Origin of the sequence: Collimonas sp. (genome assembly GCF_035566375.1) — a bacterium.
Lineage (GTDB): Bacteria > Pseudomonadota > Gammaproteobacteria > Burkholderiales > Burkholderiaceae_D > Collimonas.
In genome coordinates this window covers 17454-37172 of record NZ_DATMRK010000043.1, presented here as the reverse complement: position 1 = coordinate 37172, position 19719 = coordinate 17454, and the positions used below count along the sequence as shown (strand labels likewise).

21 protein-coding genes are annotated in these 19719 nt (G+C 56.4%); 10 read left to right on the top strand and 11 right to left on the bottom strand.

Going from position 1 to position 19719, the window contains the following annotated elements:
- Positions 1–34: 34 nt before the first annotated feature.
- The gene (locus tag VNZ60_RS13385; RefSeq protein WP_325659902.1) at positions 35–418 is read left to right on the top strand and encodes a translational machinery protein; all 384 of its coding nucleotides are present in this window, start codon (positions 35–37) and stop codon (positions 416–418) included.
- 19 nt (positions 419–437) lie between these two features.
- Positions 438–1286 carry a universal stress protein gene (locus VNZ60_RS13380; RefSeq protein WP_325659901.1) on the top strand — a complete coding sequence of 283 codons (849 nt, stop codon included), beginning with the start codon at positions 438–440 and terminating at the stop codon, positions 1284–1286.
- Positions 1287–1673: 387 nt separating this feature from the next.
- On the opposite strand, the gene VNZ60_RS13375 is transcribed toward VNZ60_RS13380, so the two are convergent.
- The gene (locus VNZ60_RS13375) at positions 1674–2324 is read right to left on the bottom strand and encodes a BON domain-containing protein (RefSeq protein ID WP_325659899.1); all 651 of its coding nucleotides are present in this window, start codon (positions 2322–2324) and stop codon (positions 1674–1676) included.
- Between the two features lie 381 nt (positions 2325–2705).
- Between VNZ60_RS13375 and fnr the strand changes: the two genes are divergently transcribed.
- From fnr to VNZ60_RS13355, 4 genes are all read left to right on the top strand, one after another.
- Positions 2706–3512, top strand: a complete 807-nt coding sequence (fnr, locus tag VNZ60_RS13370; protein WP_325659898.1) for a fumarate/nitrate reduction transcriptional regulator Fnr — start codon at positions 2706–2708, stop codon at positions 3510–3512.
- A gap of 243 nt (positions 3513–3755) precedes the next feature.
- The gene (locus VNZ60_RS13365; protein ID WP_325659897.1) at positions 3756–4646 is read left to right on the top strand and encodes a sigma-70 family RNA polymerase sigma factor; all 891 of its coding nucleotides are present in this window, start codon (positions 3756–3758) and stop codon (positions 4644–4646) included.
- A gap of 158 nt (positions 4647–4804) precedes the next feature.
- The gene (locus VNZ60_RS13360; RefSeq protein WP_325659969.1) at positions 4805–5440 is read left to right on the top strand and encodes a glutathione S-transferase family protein; all 636 of its coding nucleotides are present in this window, start codon (positions 4805–4807) and stop codon (positions 5438–5440) included.
- Positions 5437–6096 carry a glutathione S-transferase family protein gene (locus VNZ60_RS13355; protein ID WP_325659895.1) on the top strand — a complete coding sequence of 220 codons (660 nt, stop codon included), beginning with the start codon at positions 5437–5439 and terminating at the stop codon, positions 6094–6096. Before VNZ60_RS13360 ends, VNZ60_RS13355 begins: the two co-directional genes overlap by 4 nt.
- On the opposite strand, the gene VNZ60_RS13350 is transcribed toward VNZ60_RS13355, so the two are convergent.
- The gene (locus VNZ60_RS13350) at positions 6065–6949 is read right to left on the bottom strand and encodes a LysR family transcriptional regulator (RefSeq protein ID WP_325659894.1); all 885 of its coding nucleotides are present in this window, start codon (positions 6947–6949) and stop codon (positions 6065–6067) included. The two genes, VNZ60_RS13355 and VNZ60_RS13350, sit on opposite strands and share 32 nt — an antisense overlap.
- 140 nt (positions 6950–7089) lie before the next feature.
- Here VNZ60_RS13350 and VNZ60_RS13345 point away from each other — a divergent pair, with 140 nt between their 5' ends.
- Together VNZ60_RS13345 and VNZ60_RS13340 are read left to right on the top strand one after the other, a co-directional pair.
- The gene (locus VNZ60_RS13345; protein WP_325659892.1) at positions 7090–7863 is read left to right on the top strand and encodes a glucose 1-dehydrogenase; all 774 of its coding nucleotides are present in this window, start codon (positions 7090–7092) and stop codon (positions 7861–7863) included.
- A 112-nt stretch (positions 7864–7975) separates the two neighbouring features.
- Positions 7976–8389 carry an SRPBCC family protein gene (locus VNZ60_RS13340; protein WP_325659890.1) on the top strand — a complete coding sequence of 138 codons (414 nt, stop codon included), beginning with the start codon at positions 7976–7978 and terminating at the stop codon, positions 8387–8389.
- A gap of 111 nt (positions 8390–8500) precedes the next feature.
- Here the strand turns inward: VNZ60_RS13340 and VNZ60_RS13335 are convergent, their stop codons facing one another.
- The 9 genes from VNZ60_RS13335 to VNZ60_RS13295 form a co-directional block, all read right to left on the bottom strand.
- Positions 8501–9688, bottom strand: a complete 1188-nt coding sequence (locus tag VNZ60_RS13335) for an alginate lyase family protein (protein ID WP_325659889.1) — start codon at positions 9686–9688, stop codon at positions 8501–8503.
- A gap of 270 nt (positions 9689–9958) precedes the next feature.
- The gene (locus VNZ60_RS13330; RefSeq protein ID WP_325659888.1) at positions 9959–10930 is read right to left on the bottom strand and encodes a LysR family transcriptional regulator; all 972 of its coding nucleotides are present in this window, start codon (positions 10928–10930) and stop codon (positions 9959–9961) included.
- A gap of 28 nt (positions 10931–10958) precedes the next feature.
- Positions 10959–11750, bottom strand: a complete 792-nt coding sequence (locus VNZ60_RS13325) for an ABC transporter permease (protein WP_325659886.1) — start codon at positions 11748–11750, stop codon at positions 10959–10961.
- Positions 11747–12616 carry an ABC transporter permease gene (locus VNZ60_RS13320; RefSeq protein WP_325659884.1) on the bottom strand — a complete coding sequence of 290 codons (870 nt, stop codon included), beginning with the start codon at positions 12614–12616 and terminating at the stop codon, positions 11747–11749. Before VNZ60_RS13320 ends, VNZ60_RS13325 begins: the two co-directional genes overlap by 4 nt.
- A gap of 126 nt (positions 12617–12742) precedes the next feature.
- Positions 12743–13789 carry an ABC transporter substrate-binding protein gene (locus VNZ60_RS13315; protein ID WP_325659882.1) on the bottom strand — a complete coding sequence of 349 codons (1047 nt, stop codon included), beginning with the start codon at positions 13787–13789 and terminating at the stop codon, positions 12743–12745.
- Between the two features lie 66 nt (positions 13790–13855).
- Positions 13856–15160 carry an NAD(P)/FAD-dependent oxidoreductase gene (locus tag VNZ60_RS13310; protein WP_325659880.1) on the bottom strand — a complete coding sequence of 435 codons (1305 nt, stop codon included), beginning with the start codon at positions 15158–15160 and terminating at the stop codon, positions 13856–13858.
- 62 nt (positions 15161–15222) lie between these two features.
- Positions 15223–15930 carry an HAD-IA family hydrolase gene (locus VNZ60_RS13305; RefSeq protein ID WP_325659878.1) on the bottom strand — a complete coding sequence of 236 codons (708 nt, stop codon included), beginning with the start codon at positions 15928–15930 and terminating at the stop codon, positions 15223–15225.
- Positions 15931–15953: 23 nt separating this feature from the next.
- Positions 15954–17063, bottom strand: a complete 1110-nt coding sequence (locus VNZ60_RS13300; protein WP_325659876.1) for an ABC transporter ATP-binding protein — start codon at positions 17061–17063, stop codon at positions 15954–15956.
- 327 nt (positions 17064–17390) lie between these two features.
- Complete coding sequence (locus tag VNZ60_RS13295; protein WP_325659875.1) at positions 17391–17981, bottom strand: NAD(P)H-dependent oxidoreductase; 591 nt, start codon at positions 17979–17981, stop codon at positions 17391–17393.
- Between the two features lie 219 nt (positions 17982–18200).
- Between VNZ60_RS13295 and VNZ60_RS13290 the strand changes: the two genes are divergently transcribed.
- Positions 18201–19091 carry an AraC family transcriptional regulator gene (locus tag VNZ60_RS13290; RefSeq protein ID WP_325659874.1) on the top strand — a complete coding sequence of 297 codons (891 nt, stop codon included), beginning with the start codon at positions 18201–18203 and terminating at the stop codon, positions 19089–19091.
- A gap of 154 nt (positions 19092–19245) precedes the next feature.
- Positions 19246–19719 carry a (2Fe-2S)-binding protein gene (locus VNZ60_RS13285; RefSeq protein ID WP_325659872.1) on the top strand — a complete coding sequence of 158 codons (474 nt, stop codon included), beginning with the start codon at positions 19246–19248 and terminating at the stop codon, positions 19717–19719.

Below are 19719 nucleotides of genomic sequence, written 5' to 3'. Positions count from 1 at the left end.
CATAACCGGTTCCCTATTTTCTAACGGAGAAAAAATGTCATTTAATCACGTCGTCGTATGGCTGGATCATACGGAAGCACACGTCATCCAGTTCAACCAGGATGCGGAACAGCATGAAATCATCAAGACGCATTCGAAGCATGCAAATCGACGTGCATCGGCAGGAAAATCCGGGATGGCTGATCCGGTAGAACAACTGCCCTATTTCACCGACATTGCGAATGCGTTGAAGCATTCTCTTGAAATCCTGATTGTCGGGCCGGGCCTGGAAAAGATGGCGTTCGTCAAACATTTGTTGAGGCACGAACACGAACTGGCAGAAAACATCGTCAGCGTGGAAACCGTAGATCATCCGAGCGACGCGCAATTGCTGGCGTTTGCCCGCAAATATTTTATCAAAGCAGATCTTCTGCGTTGATCAACCAGAGGGGTATCACATGGAATATAAAACCATACTCGTGCACGTGGATGAGTCCAGGCGCGCGCACGAACCGATCAGAATTGCCGCTTTCCTTGCGCAAAAATACAATGCGCATTTGATCGGCGCCGCAGCGACCGGGGTTGCGCCGCAATTTCTTATGCCGGGCGTGATCGGAGAAAGCAATCTGTCTTTAATCGGCCCGGCGCTGGCCGAGCTGCGTGAACATGCTGCAAGTCTGCTGACGGAATTTGAATCTGTTGCCTGGAAGATGGACGTCAAGTCTTTCGAAAAACGTCTGATCGACGACGACGCCGGCGCCGGCCTGGCGCTGCAGGCGCGCTACAGCGACCTGGTGGTAATCGGCCAGGTCAATCCGGTTGATTACTCACCCGTACTGCGTGCCGATTTTCAGGAGTACGTACTGATGAATTCGGGCAAGCCGGTGCTAATCATCCCTTACGCAGGTCATTTCCCTCAAGTTGGCAAAAAAGTGCTGCTTGCCTGGGACGGCAGCATGGAGGCGACACGCGCCGTCAGTGCATCGATTCCATTGCTGCAACGGGCCGATCTGGTTCAGGTACTGGTGCTTGACCGCGGCAGGCCGTCCGATGCCCACGGCGAACAACCGGGAGCCGACATCGCTCTTTTCCTGGCGCGTCACGGCGTCAAGCTGGAGGTATCGGAACAGAAAATACCAGCCGATATTGATGTCGGCAATGCGCTGTTATCGCACGCTGCGGACTTCGGCGCCGATCTGATCGTCATGGGCGGTTATGGTCACACCCGCTTCCGCGAAGTCTTGCTGGGAGGAGTGACCCGCACCGTCCTGGCTTCGATGACGGTGCCGGTGCTGATGTCGCACTGAAAGAAAAAGCGCGTTGCCGGCCAGGGATGGCTGACAACGCGCTTTATGACGAAACCAGATCAGGCGGCATATCAAAAGAAGACGGATGCCGTCATCCGCCCTGCCCGCAACGCCTAGGGCCTGTTGCCGTTCAATTTGGGAGTGCGAACGCGCGGCAGGCGTTGCGTGCCTAGGCGCGGTGACGCGACGTAGCGGTGCTACCGAATGTTACGACATGGAGCCGCAACAACGGCATGCGACGCCTGCAGCCGTTCCCGGAGGGTTCAAAGCAAAACGTGCGCTGGCCGCGTTGCATGGCTTGCTGGGGCACCAGCCCCAGCAAGCCATGCGCCTTGCCACCACACGTTTTGCTTTGAACGCATCTCCCAAATTGAATGGCAACAGGCCCTAGGCAATTACCATTTTATCGACGACACGCACCACACCCGAGGCCGCCGCTGCCGCCTGCAATGCGGCGTAGCGTTCCGACCACGAACGCACCGGGCCGGTAAGAGTCACCTGGTCGCCGCTGACCAGCACCGAGATGCCTTGTGTTTCCATGTGAGCGCGGCGCTGCAATGCGGCCTCGATCTTGAGCTTGACATCGCCGGGCAACACGGCCGGCTTGACCACGATCTGATTGCTGATGCCGACGACTCCCATCAGGTTGCGCAGGGCCTTTTCCGCGGCCAGGCGCTGATAATTGCGCTCCAGTTCGCCGCTCAGCGTCACCCATCCGCCCTCAACCATCACCTTGACCTTGCCCTTGGGGATCAGCACGTTCCATTCCAATGCGAATTCAGAGGCGTGCACGATATCGGCATCCTTACGTTCACTTGTACCGGGTAGCCACACATCGATTTCCACCGCAACTCCCTTGACGCCGGCGACACGCAACGCCGCGCGTTCAGCAGCATATTTCTCGGCATAACTGCCTAAATGCCCGGCCAGGGTCACCACCCCGTCCTTCACCTCGACGCCGATCTCGACATCCTTGACAGACGGATCCCATTCCAACTCATCCATGACATCCTGCTTTAACTGACGATCGCTTTTCATTTCGACTCTCCGTTATCGGTTGTAAACTCGGTTTCATTCAGATTGCGTGCCGCGCTTGACTGCACGCTCTGGCAACCATCTTAGGTGCCGCAGGAAATAAGGATTTGATGCACATCAAGAACAACGGATAACTATCACGATTGACAGGCCTGATCGGCGAAAGGCCGGATAAATTGCCAACGCATGGCCATTGCGACATGTCCGGACCGGCCCTGGTTTGTACATCCCCCGCATAGGGAGTACAGTCAGGGGGTAGATTCAACTGCAAGATACCGCCAGGGTCCGCTGCACCCGGCCTCGGTTATTGCCAGAACCACATCCCGCGGGTCCGCATGCGGCATCGATAGTCAACCAGCAACGAACCTCGGGTACCCCACTTCCATGAGCACGCCGTTTCCCAGAGTGGCTTCGCCACTCCTGAATATCCCCATATTAAAAGCCAGCTGCGCCAGTTGCAGCCTGCACCAGCTATGCCTGCCGATGGGTCTGGAAAGTGCCGACATGACTCGTCTCGACCAGATCATCGGACGCGGACAACGCATCTTGCGCGACCAGCGTCTGTACCGGATGGGGGATCCGTTTAAAAATCTTTACGCGATTCGTTTCGGACATTTCAAAACCTGCCATATAAACAACGGTGGCGAACAGCAGATTACCGGTTTCCAGATGGCCGGCGAATTACTTGGCATGGACGCCATCAGTGCCGATCATCACCACTGCGACGCCGTGGCGCTGGAAGACAGCGAAGTATGCGAGATTCCATTTACGCGGCTGGAAGAATTATTCAGCCATATCCCGACCCTGCTGCATCATTTCCACCGGATCATGAGCCAGGAAATCACGCGTGACCAAAGTGTCATGCTCTTGCTGGGAAATATGCGTGCCGAGCAACGGTTTGCGGCTTTCCTGGTCAATCTTTCTTCGCGCTACCTGGCGCGCGGCTACTCCTCCACCAGCTTCCAGCTGCGCATGTCGCGCGACGATATCGGCAACTACCTTGGACTGACCATCGAAAGCATCAGCCGGCTCTTGTCCCATTTCAGAACCCATGGATGGATTGCTGTAGACAAACGGGATTTGCAGATCCTCGATCTCACGAAACTGAAGGAGTTGGCGCTTGGCGGCGAATCAGGGCGCATGACAAAAAAGGATTGCAAGCCTGCCGTTCCCAAGCTCGCCAAAACTTGATCGGTACACCTTCAAATTTTCATCCTGGCGTGGAAGATTTGATGCTGTGTCTATACTTATCCTTATCCTGTAAACACCGGTGCGAAAGACCACCGAGGCCGAACTGCGTCGCTGGGCGCAGGGGCTTGAAGGATTCTGTGCTTATTTCAACCGGCATTGGGACATTCATTGCCTAGCGGCCTTGATTGACTCCTTTTCCGTGCCTCGATCGTCTTAGCTATACCTGGACAACGGAGCAGACTGATGAACCTCAAAGACAACCGGGCGGAACTCCTCGCCCTGGCCGACCAGCTGCGGCCAGAGCTGCACCGCTATTGCGCGCGTCTGATGGGATCGGTCATCGACGGCGAGGACGTCGTGCAAGACACACTCATCCGGGCTTTGGCGGCACTGCAAGATCTGGACGAGACGCCACCGCTTCGACCCTGGTTATTCCGAATCGCCCACAACCGCGCCCTCGACCTGCTACGCGGCCGGGCGGTGCGCATGGCCGAACCGATCGACGCCGCCTCGGACATCGCCGACTCGACCACCCCTGACCCCTTGGAGATGCTGATGCGCCAGGAAGCTGTCAAAACCGCGGTTTCGCGCTTTGCGGAGCTACCCATCCTGCAAAGGAGCGTCGTCATCCTGAAGGATGTGCTCGACGAGTCGCTGCTAGAGATCGCCGCCCTCCTCGACCTCACGGTCGACGCCGTGAAGGGCCATCTGGCGCGGGGGCGCGCGCATCTTCGGGAGATCAACGCACAAGCCGGCCCGGTTCCGGAGGCGCGCTCGGTGTCCGCTGAGACGGCGCGTTATGTCGCGCTCTTCAACCAGCGCGACTGGGACGGCCTACGTGCGCTCCTGGCCGATGACGTGAAACTTCAACAGTCCGCGTACCCGCTTCGTGTCGGCGCGGCAGACGTTGGCATGTTCTTCACAAACTACGCCAAGAGCAGCGGCGTGTGGCTTGCCCCAGGCTGGCTCGAGGGCCGGGATGTAATTGCAGTCTTCGACGACCGCGCCGATCCAAAGCCCAGCTACATGATGTGGCTCGAGTGGCGCGACGGCCGAATCACCTTCATCCGCGACTACCACCATGTTCGCTATGTCGCCGCAGACGCAGAGTTGTCGTGGGTAGCCAAGAAATAATTAGCGACCGTGTCGATTCGGCGTTTCACCATTCGACTAGCTACTGTAGGCCGGCGCTGCGTCGGCTGCCGAAAAAATTGACCCGAGCCATTTTGATTTACGGTTCTCCATTCGTCTGGTTATCAACAATTAACTTAATTCCGAAAGGAAATATCATGATGAAACTCTATGGATTTGCCGCCACCCGCTCAATTCGCGTGCTGTGGGCATTAAACGAGCTCGGCGCCGAATTCGAATTCGTGCCGGTCGACCTCTTGGCCGGGGAACAGCATCGTCCCGAATTCCTCCGTCTCAACCCCGCTGGCAAGGTGCCGGTGCTGGTCGACGGCGATATGGTACTCACCGAATCGGCAGCGATTGTCGTCTATCTGGCTGAAAAATACCCTGATAAAGGGCTGCTTCCTGCTGATCGTAAACAGTTAGCCCAAGCGTATCGCTGGGTGATGTTTGCCATGACTGAACTTGAGCAGCCGTTGTGGCGCATCACACGCCACAGCTGGCTGTACCCGGAAGACCAGCGTTTGCCCCAAGAAATCCCGCGCGCGAGCCAGGAGTTTGTTGCCATGGCGGCCATATTGGATAAGCACATGGAGGGACGGCAATTCATCGTCGGCGACACCATCAGCGTAGCCGATTGCGTGACGGCGTATCTGATGGATTGGGCCAACGAATATCATTTGATCGACCAGCACCCTCAGTTGCGCGCTTACCTGGACAGGATGTACGCGCGCCCCACTGCTCCGCTGCGGATTGCCAAGGCGTTTGCCAATCTTCAAACTGAAAAATCGACATGAAAATCTACTGGATCAAGGCCCAGGCGCCGCGGCGCGTGCTGGCGCTGGCTAAGCATCTCGGCGTCAAGGCCGAGTTTATTGAAGTTGACGTCAAGGCTGGCGGGCTTAAGACGGCTGACTATGCAGCGCTTAATCCCAACATGAAGGCGCCCACGCTGGTCGATGGCGATCTTGTGCTGTGGGAGTCTCAGGCCATCATGGCCCATCTTTGCATCAAGACAGGGTCGGACATGTGGCCAGCTCACAATCCGGCCGAGCAAGTCGAGGTGCTGCGCTGGTTGTCCTGGAGCGATTGCCACTGGTCGCCCGCCGTCGCGCCGTTTTATTTCGAGCATATCGTCAAGGCGACATTCGGACTCGGGGCGCCGGACAGCGCGTCGCTGAAGACCTGCGTAGCGGATTTTGTGAAATTCGCAAAAGTCTTGGACGGCCACCTGGCGGGCCGTACCTTTGTTGCGTGTGAAAGGCTTACCATCGCAGACTTCCATCTCGCCTCAATGGCGACCTACTGGCGGGAATCGGAAATGCCGCTGCAGGCGTTTCCCAATATCGTGCGCTGGATTGACGTGTTGACGGGCATTCCGGCGTGGGCCGATCCTTGGCCAGTTAAGTTGCCTGCTCAGCCTATGCCTTCATCGCCTCAATCAATGCTCTGAGTCCGGCAGACTGGTGCCTGCGGCTTGGGAAATAAAGAAATAATCCTTCATCGACGATGCACCAATCATCGAGACAGCGTCTGAGCCGGCCATCGCGCAGGTAAGGCGCTGCTCGGTCTTCCCAGACGTACGCCAGGCCCAAACCTCGCGCTGCAGCATCCGCCATTAATTCTTGGCTATCGACGGTTAACGCGCCCCCGACCTCGACCGGAACGTTCTCACCGTTCTTGAAGAATTCCCAATTAAAGATCGTTCCGCTGGGAAATGCATATCGGATGCAAGTGTGGCTATGCAGATCATGGGGGGTCAAGGGCGGCTGCTTGCCTTCGAAATAGCTTGGCGAACCGACGACGGTGAAGCGGAACTTCGATTTGATCCGGACCGCAATCATGTCCTGCGACAGACGTTCACCGAAGCGGATTCCAGCATCGAAACCTTGTTCCACGATATCGACCAGCGTGTCAGTGGCCACGATCTCCAGCTTTAGTCCGGGATTGCGCTTTAGCAGCAGCTCCATCGCGTCGCCGAGTACAAAAGGAGCAATCGAGTTGGGAACATTGATCCTGACTGTACCGAAAGGCGTGGCACGGAAGGAGTTCAACTCATCCACGGCTGCCCGCATATCCGAAAATGCCGGCCTCAACCGAGCAAACAACATCTCCCCGGCTTCGGTCAGCGAAACACTGCGTGTGGTGCGATGAAAAAGGCGTACTCCCACCCGGGTTTCCAGGCTGCGTATCGAATGACTGATCGCGGACGCAGATGCGCCTCTTTCGGTGGCTGCCTGGCGAAAGCTTAAATACTTCGCCACCAAGGCAAATACAGCAAGTTCGGCTAGCTCGGCATTTTCCATTGATGAACACCATTCAGTAGTGTACGAAACATTGACCACTTTATCATATCAATGCCAAGTTGCAGAATAGCGTCCAAGGAGGCAACGGAATTTTCTTTTTCCCTTCCTTAGCCCTCAACTTATTGATCATGGAGAAACAAATGAATGCTTCCGTCTCACCCCAAACTCTTTCCGGAAAAGTCGCACTGGTCACCGGCGCCAGTTCCGGCATCGGCCGCGCCACGGCCATCGAACTGGCCCGCCGTGGCGCCAAAGTGGTCGCCAGCGCACGCCGCCGGGCCGAAATCGATGCGCTCGTCGCCGAAATCAAGAACGACGGTTACGAAGCGTCGGCTGTCGTCGCCGACATCAATATCGAACAAGATGTGATCGATCTGGTTGCAAAGACGATCTCGATCTATGGTCGGATCGACGTTGCCTTCAACAATGCGGGTACCGAAGGTGAGTTCACCCCCTTCGTGGAGCAATCGAATGAAACCTATGACACGATTTTTAACGCCAATGTCCGCGGCGTCTTCTGGTCGATGAAGCACGAAGCGAAGGCAATGCTGGCGCAAGGCGGCGGCGCCATCATCAACAATGCATCGATGGGCGGCGTAATCGGCTTCGCCAATGCGGGCCTGTATATCGCCAGCAAGCACGCGGTTCTCGGCCTGACCAAGACGGCGTCGATTGAATTGTTCAAGCAGGGCGTGCGCGTCAACGCCGTCAATCCCGGTATCATCGATACCCCGTTCCAGGTGCGCATCTGGCCGAGCACCGAGGCGAAGGACGCCTTCGCAGCCTCGACCGTTCCCGCTCGCGCCGGCAGGTCCGAAGAGATTGCTAGCGTCGTCGCCTTCCTTGCTTCGGATGACGCCTCGTTCGTTTCCGGTCACGGCCTGCTCATTGACGGCGGTTATTCCATCGCCTGATCGATGGTAACTCCCTGAAAAAATCGACATCAGGTCAACTGCGAATGGAGTTGCGGAGTTATCTGAAAGTTTTATACACTCAAGCTCTTAACAATAAATGACAGGAGGAATCATGACCACGAAAATCACCGTCGAAACTCTCATCAATGCTCCCGTCGCCAAGGTCTGGAGTGCTTACACAACGCCGAGCGATATCAAGCAGTGGAACACAGCTTCTGACGATTGGCACACGACCAAATCTACTGTCGATCTGCGCGTCGGCGGCATTTTCTCATCACGCATGGAGGCCAAGGACGGCAGCTTCGGCTTTGATTTCGAAGGAACCTACACCAAGGTGGTGCCTCATGAATTGCTGGAGTTCTCGTTTGGCGACCGCGCTGCATCGGTCGAGTTCATAACAGGAGCAACGGGCGTGACGGTTCGTGTTGTGTTTGATGCCGAATCGGAAAATCCTATCGAACAGCAGCAACAAGGGTGGCAGTCCATATTGGATAATTTTGCAAAATTCGTTCAAGCGAAGCAGTAAAGGGGCGTCAAAAGACAAACGATCGATGCCTTCCTGATCGAACTTCATGCGCGACGGGTTTGAGTTGCTGTTGGAACCCGTCGGCATGACCCCATCACTCGGGGAGTTTTCTTATTTCAAGCTATAAGTCAGGGTGCCATAACCGAGTTGATCATAGCCGCCGCTGTTGGGACCGTAATTGCCGCCTCCTCCTTCAGGGCGCAATTTTTCCGCGAACATCTTTGTATACGGTGCATCTTGTCCCTTGAGATTCACATAGTGGTTGTAGAACAGTTCCCAGACTGGACGGCTGTCACCGCGACCGGCGCTGGAAATGACTTCCTGGGTCACATCGCTATTGCGGTATGGCGCGTAGGGAACGTCCATGCCAAGATTGTATTTTGCAATGTATTCAACGCCTTTCAAGACGCGGCTGTCTTCATAGCCGAACAGGTCGTCATGCTGATTCCACGCCATCTGGCAAAACGCACCCAGCAAGGAAACGTTGAGCGTATTGTGGCCTTGATCGCGGCCGCTCTCCTGCGTTTGTCCCAAGCCGTCCGGATAGATTTTCCAGACCACATGATCGATGGCGCCGTTGCCCTGGCCGTGCTTGAAGTAGTCGATCGCCTCGTTGTAGATGTCGCGCCGGTCAGCGAGTATGCCGATGGCTATCATGGAGTCCATGTTGGCGAGATCCCAGTTGGCCCAGTAATGGTCAATTTTCGCGCCGTTATGCCTGACCAGGAAATCGTGGTTCATCGGATAAAAAACATTCAGCATCATCGTCTTGAAACGGTTGAAATCAGCCTCTGGCCATTGCTTGTAGGTGCGCATGATCTCAGCCGCGTTGGCGAACTGGTAGCCATAAATCCCGGACGCCAGGAATTTGTCTGAGCTACCGCCTATCGCCGTCAATTTTTCAGACCATGCGTCCAGGATGGCGATAGCTTTGTCGGCATAGGCGGCGTCGCCACTTATCTTCCAGCGCAAAGCTAGCGCATAAGCTGCGGCGGCGTCGTTAAACAGAGAAGCATAGTTCTCAGGATGACCGGCGCCATCTTTGCCCCGGTAAACCACTTCAACAGGATGTGGCGTCCAGTTCAATGAGGCGTGAGGATTTTTGACAAGAACGTTCCAGCCGTCGAGCCAGGGTTGCGCGCCTTGCCCGACTTTGGTTTTCATCCGGTCGAGATCGGCTTGGGTATGCAAGGCGCCAGGATGGGCGAAGGATGCCGCTTGTGTGCAGGTCATGCCCAGAGCAAGCAACAGCGCTGCGCCGAGGCATTTTGTATTTTTGAATGAGAGAATCAAGTTCATCGCCTTCGCATAAAAAGGTTTGTAGTCAAGCTGTCAGGTTTGTGGCGCCTATTAGCTTCATAAATCATGACATCGCCACGCCACAGCAAGAGTCATCTGGGGTCAGAGTCAACGGGGTTAGTCAATTTCTGCAGTGCTTCATCGCCAACTTGACTCTGACCCCAGTTAGCTGCGTTTGTTAAGTGCACTGAAAAAACGGGCGGATATCCCGATCGGTTGACCGCAAGCGATATTCGATAAAAAGAAAGCAGTGAGGATGCAAAAACCAGGTCAGCGTTTGCCGGATGTGGAAAGGTGCGCCAGCTTTGCCAGTTGAAGCGCTGGATACAAAGCATCTACGGCCGCCAGATCCGCCCTTGTTTCTTCAATGATCCAGTCGCGAATCTCGGCGGCGGCGGGACGAAGTACCTTATCGGGCGAATGCAGCAAATGGCAGGTACGGCCGGTGACGAATACTTCCTCAACCGCAGGAACCAGATGTCCGCTACGCATCCAGTGATTGGTCACATTGACCCAGCCCAAGGCAATACCCTGGCCGAGCAGCGCGGCCTGGATCACGATGGCGTAATCGGAGAAATTCAAGGCACTCACAGAGTGGCGCCCTCTTTTTTGAAGGCCGGGAAAATGACGTTGCCAATCGCGCTCGCCGTCACTCAGGTTAATCAAGACGTCGCCCTCGTGTTCTGCCTGACGCACGGCGCTCTGGTCCAGATAGTGCTGGCTACAGATCGGCAGCAGGATTTCGGGCATCACCATCGCCCCTTGATAGTTGGACTCTTCGCCGGTGACGAAGCGCATGCCTAAATCGACATCATCGACCGGGCCGCCGATCTTCCCCGAGATCAGCTGGAAGCGCAAGTCAACCGAGGGAAACTCCTTGTGCAATTTGCCCATGCGCGGCATCAGCCAGTGCGTGGTGAAGGCAGTAGACACGGATAGCGTAACCGTCTCGGTGCCGGTGCGGCGCGCCTCAATCTCTTGAATCGCCGTCTCGATCCCGTGGAAACCTTCGGCAACCCGCCGATACAATATCTGCCCGTTTTCGGTCAAAGTGATACCGCCATGCACGCGCTCGAAAAGTTGCACGCCGATATGCTCCTCCATACGGGAAAGCATGCGGCTTACCGCAGGTTGCGTCACGTACAGCTCGGCCGCAGCCTTGGTGAAATTGCCACATCGAGCGGCGGCTTCGAATACAAAAAGAGCATTCGCACTTGGCAGTTTTTTACGTAGATTAGGCATCGTTTCATGCTATACCATATCAACCGGCCTAGGCTGACTTAGCCGCTTTACGGCTGAAGACCATCAACAAAATAAGAACGCATGATGCGGCCGTCAGCAAGGTGCTGATCGCCGCGATAGTAGGATCGATCTCGTCACGCAGTGCGGTAAACATGCGCTTGGTCAAGGTCTGATATTGGCCGCCGGAAATGAACAAGGCCACCACTGTTTCATCCAGCGCCTGGATGAAGGCGAAGATCGCGGCTGAAATGACACTGGCCTTGATCTGTGGCAGCGTCACTATCATGAAGCTGCGAAAACGGTTCATTCCCAGGCTGCGCGCCACCATTTCCTGGGCTTTGTCGAAATTCTGCAAACCGGCGGTTACCGAGGTAACCACATACGGCAAACCGAGCATGATGTTGGCCAGCACCAGGCCGGTTATGCTGGCCAGCAGGCCGGTATAGGCATACACAAAAAAGACCCCGACTGCAACGATAATGATCGGCACCATCAGCGGCAACATCAGCATCATCCGTATATAGCGCTTGCTCCAGTGATTGGATTGGTCGATGGCATAAGACGCCGCAACCCCCAGAGGCGTGGCAATCAACACCGTCAATACCGAGACGATCAGGCTGGTCTTGCCGGCCGCCACCCAGGCCGGATTGTTGATGAAAGCGGAATACCAGCGCAAGGAATAGGCCGGCGGGGGAAAAGTCATAAAACGCGTATCGGAAAACGACACGGGGATGATGACCAGCACCGGCAGGATGGAAAACGCCAGGATCAGCAAGACGATAGCGCCGAAGACGATGCGGCTTAATGTGAATTTTTTCATTTCGTCCCCAAGATGCGCTCAAGTGGAATCACACGGCCGACGATATAGAAAATCGCAAACACACATATCAACAAGACTACGCTGACGGCGCTGCCTGCGCCCCACTGATTGTACAATTCGACATTCCGGCTGACCACCATCGAGACCATGATCGTGCGCCCTCCTCCCATCAATTCCGGCGTAATGTAAAAGCCCAGGCAAAGCACGAAAACCAGCGTCACGCCCGCCAGCACGCCATTCAGCGACAACGGCAGGAATACGCGCAAGAAAACGTGCAGCGGACTGCCGCCCAGGCTGGCGCCGGCCAGGGTCAGGTCGGCGGGAATTTTTTGCATGGCTGAATACAGCGGCAGCACCATGAATGGCAACAGGATATGCACTGTCGCGATAATGGTGCCCAACTCGTTATGCACCAGCGGCAACGGGCTGTCGATCAAGCCCAGCCAGAGCAGCAGTTTATTGACCAGGCCGTTGTGCTGGAGCAGGATCAGCCAGGCATAGGCGCGCACCAGAACACTGGTCCAGAACGGCAATATCACCATCGCCAGCACCATCATCGACCAGCGCCGCGGCAGCGCGGCTGCGGCATAAGCGACCGGGTAGCCTAATGCCAGCGCCAGCAAGGTCACCACGACACTGATCCTGAAGGTCAGGAAAAAGGTGGTCCGGTAGATATCCTCGGTCAGGATCCGGCGGTAATGCTCGAAGGTGAAGCCATCCGCATAAATCGACTGCCAGAACAGCCAGGACAGAGGCATCACGAGCAGCACGACGATCACCAATATCGCAGGCGATGCAAGCAGCAGCATGAGGCGCTGTTCGCGCCACTGGTGAGCCACTGCTGGATCTGCCGATACGGTTTTCATGGGCGTTGTGCTGGAGAGATCAGCGGCTACGGTTTTCAATGGCGTTCACCTTTTGGCGAAAATACGGCACGGTTTTCAGCGCAGTTTTCAAAATTCTTTACTGCGCTTGTCGCGCGCTTTCATGTTTCATTTCTGCATGAACGCCAGCCAGCGCTTCTCCGCCTTCTCACCCTCAGGCGAGGCCCACCAGGTGTAGGACATCAGCGCTTGCTTGGCAGCATTCGCAGTAGAATTCGGCAGCTGCGCCGCCCGTTCTACCGAGATTTTCTTGGTGCCAAAGGCTGCCGGATTGCCAGGGCCGTAGTCGATCAGCAACGGCAGGCCGGCTTGGTATTCAGGCGTGATGGCGGCATTGATGAATTTGATCGCGGTCTGCAGATTCGGCGAGTTCTTGAGAATGCACAGCTGGGTATTTTGCAAAATGCCATCGTTATAGGTATAGGCAATATTCTTGTCCTCCTTCATGATCGCACTGGCGCGGCCGTTCCACATCATGATCATGTCGACTTCGCCGTCATGCAACAGCTGGGCCGACTGGCCGCCGGATGTCCACCATACGGTGATATACGGCTTGATTTGCTCCAGCTTGCGGAACGCGCGGTCGACGTCGAGCGGATAGAGTTTATCTTTCGGCACGCCATCGGCCACCAGCGCCGCTTCCAGGGTTGCCAGCGGGTTATTGCGTAAGGCGCGGCGACCGGGAAATTTCTTGACATCCCAGAAATCGGCCCAGCTGGACGGCGCGCCCTTGGCAAACTTGGCACGGTTGTAGGCCAGCACGCTGGAATAAAATTCATAGGCGACCGAGTAAGGCGTCTTGTAGTTGCTCGGCATGGCCGCCGCATTCGGGATCTTGCTGAAGTCGAGTTTCTCGATCAGGTTTTGTTCGCCGCCGCGGATACAGTTGACAGTCGGGGTATCGACCACATCCCAGGTTACCTTGCCGGTACTGCCTTGGGTCTTGATCGACGGCCAGGCGTCGGGGACGCTGTCCTGGTTGATAGTGATGCCTAATGCTTTAGCCGCCGGGTCGAGAATCGCACTGGTCTGTGCTTCCTGATAAGCGCCGCCTTGCGAAACAAAGGTAATCTGGCCATCGGCAAAGGCCGGGTTGGCGGCCAGCGCGGACAGAACGACAAGAGAAATAAAAAGACTCGAAGATACGTATTTCATGCTGTTTTCTCCAAACGGTAAGATAATCGACGACGAATTTTTATTTCACTAATTTCACTAATTTCACTAACATCCTATGGCGTCAAGCAACTGATACCAACCCGCCACCAGGCGCACCGCCGGTGCGCGCAAGGGATAGAACGGCACGGCTTTGAGCCGGGCTGCATCGAGCAACGCCACATCCGGCTTTTCGCCAGCCGCAAATGCCGCGGCGTAACGCCCCAACAGGCTGGACATGGCGACCCCGGCGCCGTTGTAGCCGACACAAAAACTGGTGCGGTCATCCTGCCGGCCGACATGCGGCAACTGGTCCAGCGTCATGCCCACATAACCGGACCACTTGAATCCGACCTCGATTCCGGCAAGATCTGGAAACAGCGCCACCATGGCTTTCTGCAACGCATCGAAAGCCGACGCAGCGTCTTCCTTTCCAAAAGCGCCACGGCCGCCGAAGATCACTCTGTCATCGACCTTGCGGAACCATTTCATCATGCGCCGGGTTTCGGTATAACTGCGACGGCCAACCAAAAGTTTGCGATCGACTTCGACCGGCAGGCGATCGGTGGCGATAATCGCACTGCGAAACGGAATGATGGTGCGTCTGAACGATCTGGTTGCCGCCGTCAGGTTGGAATAAGCATCGGTGCAAACAATCACCTGGCGCGCCATCACATTGCCACCGGGCGTCTCCAGCAATTGCCCTTGCGCTTCGCGCCTGATCCTCGTCACCGGGCTGTTTTCGAAGATATCGACCTTGCGCGCGGTCAAGCCTGCCGCCAGGCCGCGCACATAATTGAGCGGATGAATGGTGCCGGAGTCACGATTCAGAACGCCCCCTGTAAATACCGGCGAACCGGTTTCTTGCGCCACCTCTGAACGTGACAGCACCGAGATTGCGCGATCACCCAATTCCTGGCGCAGCCATGCCGCCTCGGCAGCGATGGCGTCTGCGGCGCGCGCGGTGTGCGCACAGCGCAAATTACCCGCACGCTCGAAACGCGCGCTGCCGATGCCAAGTTCGGCCACCAGTTCTTCAACTGTCGCCACCGAATCATGCGCGATCCGATGCATGCGCCTGGCAGTCTCGATGCCGTAAGAGCTGGCGATTTCCGGGAAAGAAATGCGGAACTTCGCCGACACCACGCCGCCGTTACGGCCGCTGGCTCCCCAGCCGATAGGGTTGGCGTCCAGCACCACTGCCTGGATGCCGCGCTGCTGCAGCGAATACGCCGCCGACAGGCCCGAGTAACCGCCGCCGACGATGGCGACGTCGGCTTTGATATCGGCATCCAGGCTGGCCAGCCGGGGCGCTGCCTCGGCGGTATGCGCCCACAATGAGTTGGCGCCTGGATTATTCGCTGGTCTGAGCATGGCTTCGTGAACTCCGCCTGACGTATTGCCTATGCATTTGTATGTACCAACCAAGTGTCGAATTAGGCACCGAAGGCGGCGTCGACTGCATCCGCCAGACCCTTGAGCGTTGAAAAATGAAAATCCGGGCGGGTAACTTGCGGCGGTACCGGCGATCCACCGAAACCGGCTTGTCCCTGGCGCCGCTCGATCCAGCACACCGAATAGCCGAGATCGCGAGCAACGCCGATATCATGGTGCTGGCTCTGTGCAACGTGCAGGATTTCATCGAACTTGTAACCGTGTGCCGACTGCCGGCCGCGATTGTAGGCAAAGAATTGCGGATCCGGCTTGGCCACGCCGGTGTCGTCGCAGGTAACCGTGTCGTCGAATGGATCGGCCAGCGTGTGCGCATAGCAAGACAGCGCAACGCGATCAGCATTGGTCATCGCCACCAGCCGGTAATGTTTGCGCAGGCGCTTGAGCGCGGCTACGGAATCGGCGAACGCCGGCCAGTTCAGAACCGCCAACTGAAAATCCTGCGCCTGATTCTGTTCGGTGGGCAGGTCCAGTTCCTTTGCCAGCGACAGATAGACATTCGCCATTTCCTTGCTGGAGCGGCCAGGGAAACGATCGCGCCCGCGCTTGTACGGCTCAAAAATCTGGTCGTCGCTTAACTTGGCCGCAGCCGGCCCGCCCAGGCGGCGCACCGCATCCAGAATGCCTGTTTCAAAATCGATGAGAGTCCCGACCACATCGAATGTCAAAACCTTGAAATTATCGAGTGACATGTTGCTGACCTTTCGCTGATTAATTAATGAGAAGATGGTGAGGCTGCCGGATCGTTCGATTTGGGTACGATGATGGTGTCCTCGGGATCGAGGATCATCATCATTTGTTCGCCGACTGCCGGAATTTGCATGCGCGCGGCGTGATGGTTGGGTTGACGCAGGCTGATGACGGTGCTGTCTGCCATCTTGACGAACACCTTCAGGCTCTCGCCTTGATAGACGACCTCCGTGACGCGGCAAGGAATGCGATTGACCGAGGCGTCTCTGCTGCCGTCGTCAATCAATAATTTTTCGGTTTGCAGCGCCAGCAATAGAGCCTCGCCGACGGGCAGCGGCCGCGCCGAACGCAGCGTCAGCGTGCCGAATTCGACCCGGTTGCTGTCAACCCGCGTCACCGGCAACAGTGTCGATTCGCCGATAAAACTGGCGACGAAAGAATCCGCCGGATGATCGTATAGCTGGCTCGGCGTGCCGATCTGAACCAGGTTGCCCTTGCGCAAAATGGCGACGCGATCGCTCATGGTCAAGGCTTCGCGCTGATCGTGCGTCACGTAAATGATGGTGGCGCCTAATTTTTTATGCAGCCGCCGCAATTCAAGCTGCATCGATTCCCGTAATTGCTTGTCTAGCGCCGACAGCGGTTCGTCCATCAAGATCAGACGCGGCTCGAATACGATGGCGCGCGCCAAGGCAACCCGCTGACGCTGGCCGCCGGACAGTTGTGAAATGCGCCTGTCCTGGTAGCCGCTCAACTCGACCATCGCCAGCGCCTCCGCCACTTTCGCGGGCCAGCCGGCCTTCGGCAGGCGGCGGGCGCGCAAGGGAAATGCGACGTTTTCACCCACCGTCATATGCGGAAACAAGGCATAACTTTGGAATACGATGCCGATGTCTCGCTTGTGCGGCGGCATGTAGGTAATATCGCGCTCGCCACTCCAGACTGAGCCAGACGAAGGTTGGACAAATCCGCCGAGAATGCCCAGCAACGTGGTTTTCCCCGACCCCGACGGCCCCAACAGTGAGACGAATTCGCCGGGCTCGACATCCAATGTTATGGCGTTCAACGCCACCATGTCACCGTAGCGTTTGCTGGCCGACCTGATGGAAACCCCGATGTTTGTGCGCGTTGTCATGTCTTCGATACTCCGCCGTGGATTACGATGCGATGAAAGTAATATAGGCCCAAAGAAGATGTCCGACAATTCAAAAATTGTTTGGTTGGCCATAACCTGATGTAATGGCAAAACCAAACAGGAACGGGGTTGGGACGGCGTCCGCCGGGGGGCAACGCCGCCTCTGGAATCTGCCCATGCCGAGCCTAGAGGCTGCAACGCCAGCCAAGTCTCTGCGAGCTTGCCTGACTCGGTACACGCTTAGGACATCGCGCGCATCTGATCGTCTGGCTACTTTCATCCCTGCGTAAACCTGGGTCGATCTGGTAGCCGGTCAATCGAGCCTAGTCAGATAACAGTCTCCAGATGCTCGCGAAGTCTCGCAATATCTCCTTCGACATCAGCCTGTTTCATGACGTCGTGAGAGGAAAATGATGGAAGGATTTCTGCGCCGCAAAACTTATAGTTGGCGGTATTGTTTACGAATACATCGTCGACTGATTTTCCTTGAAACAGCACCTGCCCAGCATCGCCGAATGCTTCTTCGGGGGCATTCCATGTCAAGGAAAGCATGTACTTCTTGCCCTGCATCTTCCCGCCAGTCCCGTACTGTTTACCAGGATCTTGCCGGCTGCGTCCGTCATCGATCAACATACTTTGTTGCACGAGGCCAGCGGTGAATACCTCATCGACGTACTTCTTGTATATCCACGGCATCCCGAACCAGTAAACCGGCGATTGCAGAATGATGATGTCTGCCCGGACGTGCTTTTGAACTTCGGCGTCGACATCGTAGCCGTCCTCAATATTCGTTTGTATGACTTGGTAGTCTCTTTTTTCCATTTCCTCCTTGATGATTCCGGCCATGGTCATGTTCAACTTGCCTGCGGAGATGCCTTGATAAAACTGGTGCGCGTTGATTATCAATACTTTTTTCATCGTTGATCCTATGTGATTGTCTGGGTGAATACGGCGTTAAATCGTTGTTTTGCGACTGCTATTTTGAGCCCGGCGGTGGCAGACAGGTTTGCCGGATTTGATCTTGTTATTGCCTGATTCAATCAATCAATAACGAATCGGGAAAGCCAGCCAAGCGATGGTGCTAAGCTTCGAACTGATGATTATTTATGGGAAGTCAACATGAATTCAGGAGAAAGAATGTCTTGGGCGAATGAAAACGATCTCGCTCAGCTGGTAGCTGGCATTGCCCAAACCGATGGGGATTACATTACTCAAATCCCGGCGCTGACGATTTATCGTCGTAGTGCAGTCACCGATCCAATGCAATGCATCTACGGTCTGGGGTTGGGTATAACGGTGCAAGGTGGCAAACGTGTCACGCTTGGCGATGAAATTTTTGACTATGGCCCCGGACAGTCGCTCGTCACGTCGGTTGACCTGCCAGTGGCGTCCTATGTTACGCGTGCAACCGCCGCCGAACCTTACCTGGGCGTTCGCCTTGAATTGGAGGGCCGCGCCATTGCCCAGGTGGCTGCCGAGATGGATTTTTCGGCGCCACTCAAGATAGCGGCCACCCGAGCAATGTCCGTGGTGAGATTGGACCAGGGTCTGCTGGATGCGCTGACCCGGCTGATTCGGCTGTTGGACGAGCCGCATTTAATTCCACTCATTGTGCCGCTGATCCAGCAGGAAATTATTATCCGGCTGCTGAATGGGGAGCATGGGCCGACGCTGCGTCATCTCGTCACGGTCGGTTCCCCGAGTCAGCAGATTGCCAAGGTAATCGCTTGGTTGAAGCAGCACTTTACGGACAATGTTCCGATCGACGATTTGGCCACCAAAGCCCACATGAGTCCATCCACCTTCCGACAGCACTTTCGTGCGGTAGCTGGCATGAGCCCTTTGCAATATTTAAAGCATCTACGCTTGCAGGACGCCCGGCAACTGATGCTTAACCAAGACCTGGATGCGAGTAGCGCCGCGCTGCGCGTAGGGTACGAGAGCCCCTCCCAGTTCAGCCGCGAATACACTCGTTTGTTTGGAGCACCTCCGCTAAGGGACATCAAACGGTTGCGGGAATCTGCCTGAGAAAAAAAGACCGACGACGATAAAACATAGGAATAGGCAAGAAAGGCGTCGAAACCGGCAAGCTCATCCCTTAGGCCAAGGCCCATAATTTTGACATTGGCCAGGGTAAATTTACTATGCCGCGCCCCACTCACACTATGGAGAACCACTATCCATGAGCACGCTCAACGTCAACGGTCGTCAGTACACAGTCGACGCCGACCCCGGCACCCCCGTCCTCTGGGCTCTACGCGACACGCTGGGCATGACCGGCACCAAGTTCGGTTGCGGCGCTGCGCTGTGCGGCGCCTGCACCGTGCATCTGGATGGCCAGGCTACCCGGTCGTGCATTACTCCTATCTCTGCTGCGGAAGGCAGGAAGATCACCACCATCGAAGCCACGACTGATGGCAGCGACCCGGTCGGCGCCGCGGTACACGCCGCATGGGTCAAGCACGACGTGGCGCAGTGCGGCTACTGCCAGAGCGGCCAGATCATGAGCGCGATCGCCCTGCTCAAGTCACTGCCCGCCGGCCAGCAACCCAGCGCCGACAAGATCGACGAGGCCATGGCTGGCAACATCTGCCGCTGCGGCACCTATGTTCGCATCCGCGCCGCCGTCGCCGACGCCGCCCGCACGATTGCTTGA

Excerpts from the sequence above, each read along its gene's own strand:
- VNZ60_RS13295 (WP_325659875.1), bottom strand. The coding sequence starts at position 17,981 with ATGAAAAAAGTATTGATAATCAACGCGCACCAGTTTTATCAAGGCATC.
- VNZ60_RS13340 (WP_325659890.1), top strand. The coding sequence starts at position 7,976 with ATGACCACGAAAATCACCGTCGAAACTCTCATCAATGCTCCCGTCGCC.
- VNZ60_RS13385 (WP_325659902.1), top strand. The coding sequence starts at position 35 with ATGTCATTTAATCACGTCGTCGTATGGCTGGATCATACGGAAGCACAC.
- VNZ60_RS13285 (WP_325659872.1), top strand. The coding sequence starts at position 19,246 with ATGAGCACGCTCAACGTCAACGGTCGTCAGTACACAGTCGACGCCGAC.
- VNZ60_RS13325 (WP_325659886.1), bottom strand. The coding sequence starts at position 11,750 with ATGAAAAAATTCACATTAAGCCGCATCGTCTTCGGCGCTATCGTCTTG.
- fnr (WP_325659898.1), top strand. The coding sequence starts at position 2,706 with ATGAGCACGCCGTTTCCCAGAGTGGCTTCGCCACTCCTGAATATCCCC.
- VNZ60_RS13305 (WP_325659878.1), bottom strand. The coding sequence starts at position 15,930 with ATGTCACTCGATAATTTCAAGGTTTTGACATTCGATGTGGTCGGGACT.
- VNZ60_RS13290 (WP_325659874.1), top strand. The coding sequence starts at position 18,201 with ATGTCTTGGGCGAATGAAAACGATCTCGCTCAGCTGGTAGCTGGCATT.
- VNZ60_RS13345 (WP_325659892.1), top strand. The coding sequence starts at position 7,090 with ATGAATGCTTCCGTCTCACCCCAAACTCTTTCCGGAAAAGTCGCACTG.
- VNZ60_RS13335 (WP_325659889.1), bottom strand. The coding sequence starts at position 9,688 with ATGAACTTGATTCTCTCATTCAAAAATACAAAATGCCTCGGCGCAGCG.
- VNZ60_RS13375 (WP_325659899.1), bottom strand. The coding sequence starts at position 2,324 with ATGAAAAGCGATCGTCAGTTAAAGCAGGATGTCATGGATGAGTTGGAA.
- VNZ60_RS13310 (WP_325659880.1), bottom strand. The coding sequence starts at position 15,160 with ATGCTCAGACCAGCGAATAATCCAGGCGCCAACTCATTGTGGGCGCAT.
- VNZ60_RS13320 (WP_325659884.1), bottom strand. The coding sequence starts at position 12,616 with ATGAAAACCGTATCGGCAGATCCAGCAGTGGCTCACCAGTGGCGCGAA.
- VNZ60_RS13380 (WP_325659901.1), top strand. The coding sequence starts at position 438 with ATGGAATATAAAACCATACTCGTGCACGTGGATGAGTCCAGGCGCGCG.
- VNZ60_RS13355 (WP_325659895.1), top strand. The coding sequence starts at position 5,437 with ATGAAAATCTACTGGATCAAGGCCCAGGCGCCGCGGCGCGTGCTGGCG.
- VNZ60_RS13315 (WP_325659882.1), bottom strand. The coding sequence starts at position 13,789 with ATGAAATACGTATCTTCGAGTCTTTTTATTTCTCTTGTCGTTCTGTCC.
- VNZ60_RS13360 (WP_325659969.1), top strand. The coding sequence starts at position 4,805 with ATGAAACTCTATGGATTTGCCGCCACCCGCTCAATTCGCGTGCTGTGG.
- VNZ60_RS13300 (WP_325659876.1), bottom strand. The coding sequence starts at position 17,063 with ATGACAACGCGCACAAACATCGGGGTTTCCATCAGGTCGGCCAGCAAA.
- VNZ60_RS13350 (WP_325659894.1), bottom strand. The coding sequence starts at position 6,949 with ATGGAAAATGCCGAGCTAGCCGAACTTGCTGTATTTGCCTTGGTGGCG.
- VNZ60_RS13330 (WP_325659888.1), bottom strand. The coding sequence starts at position 10,930 with ATGCCTAATCTACGTAAAAAACTGCCAAGTGCGAATGCTCTTTTTGTA.
- VNZ60_RS13365 (WP_325659897.1), top strand. The coding sequence starts at position 3,756 with ATGAACCTCAAAGACAACCGGGCGGAACTCCTCGCCCTGGCCGACCAG.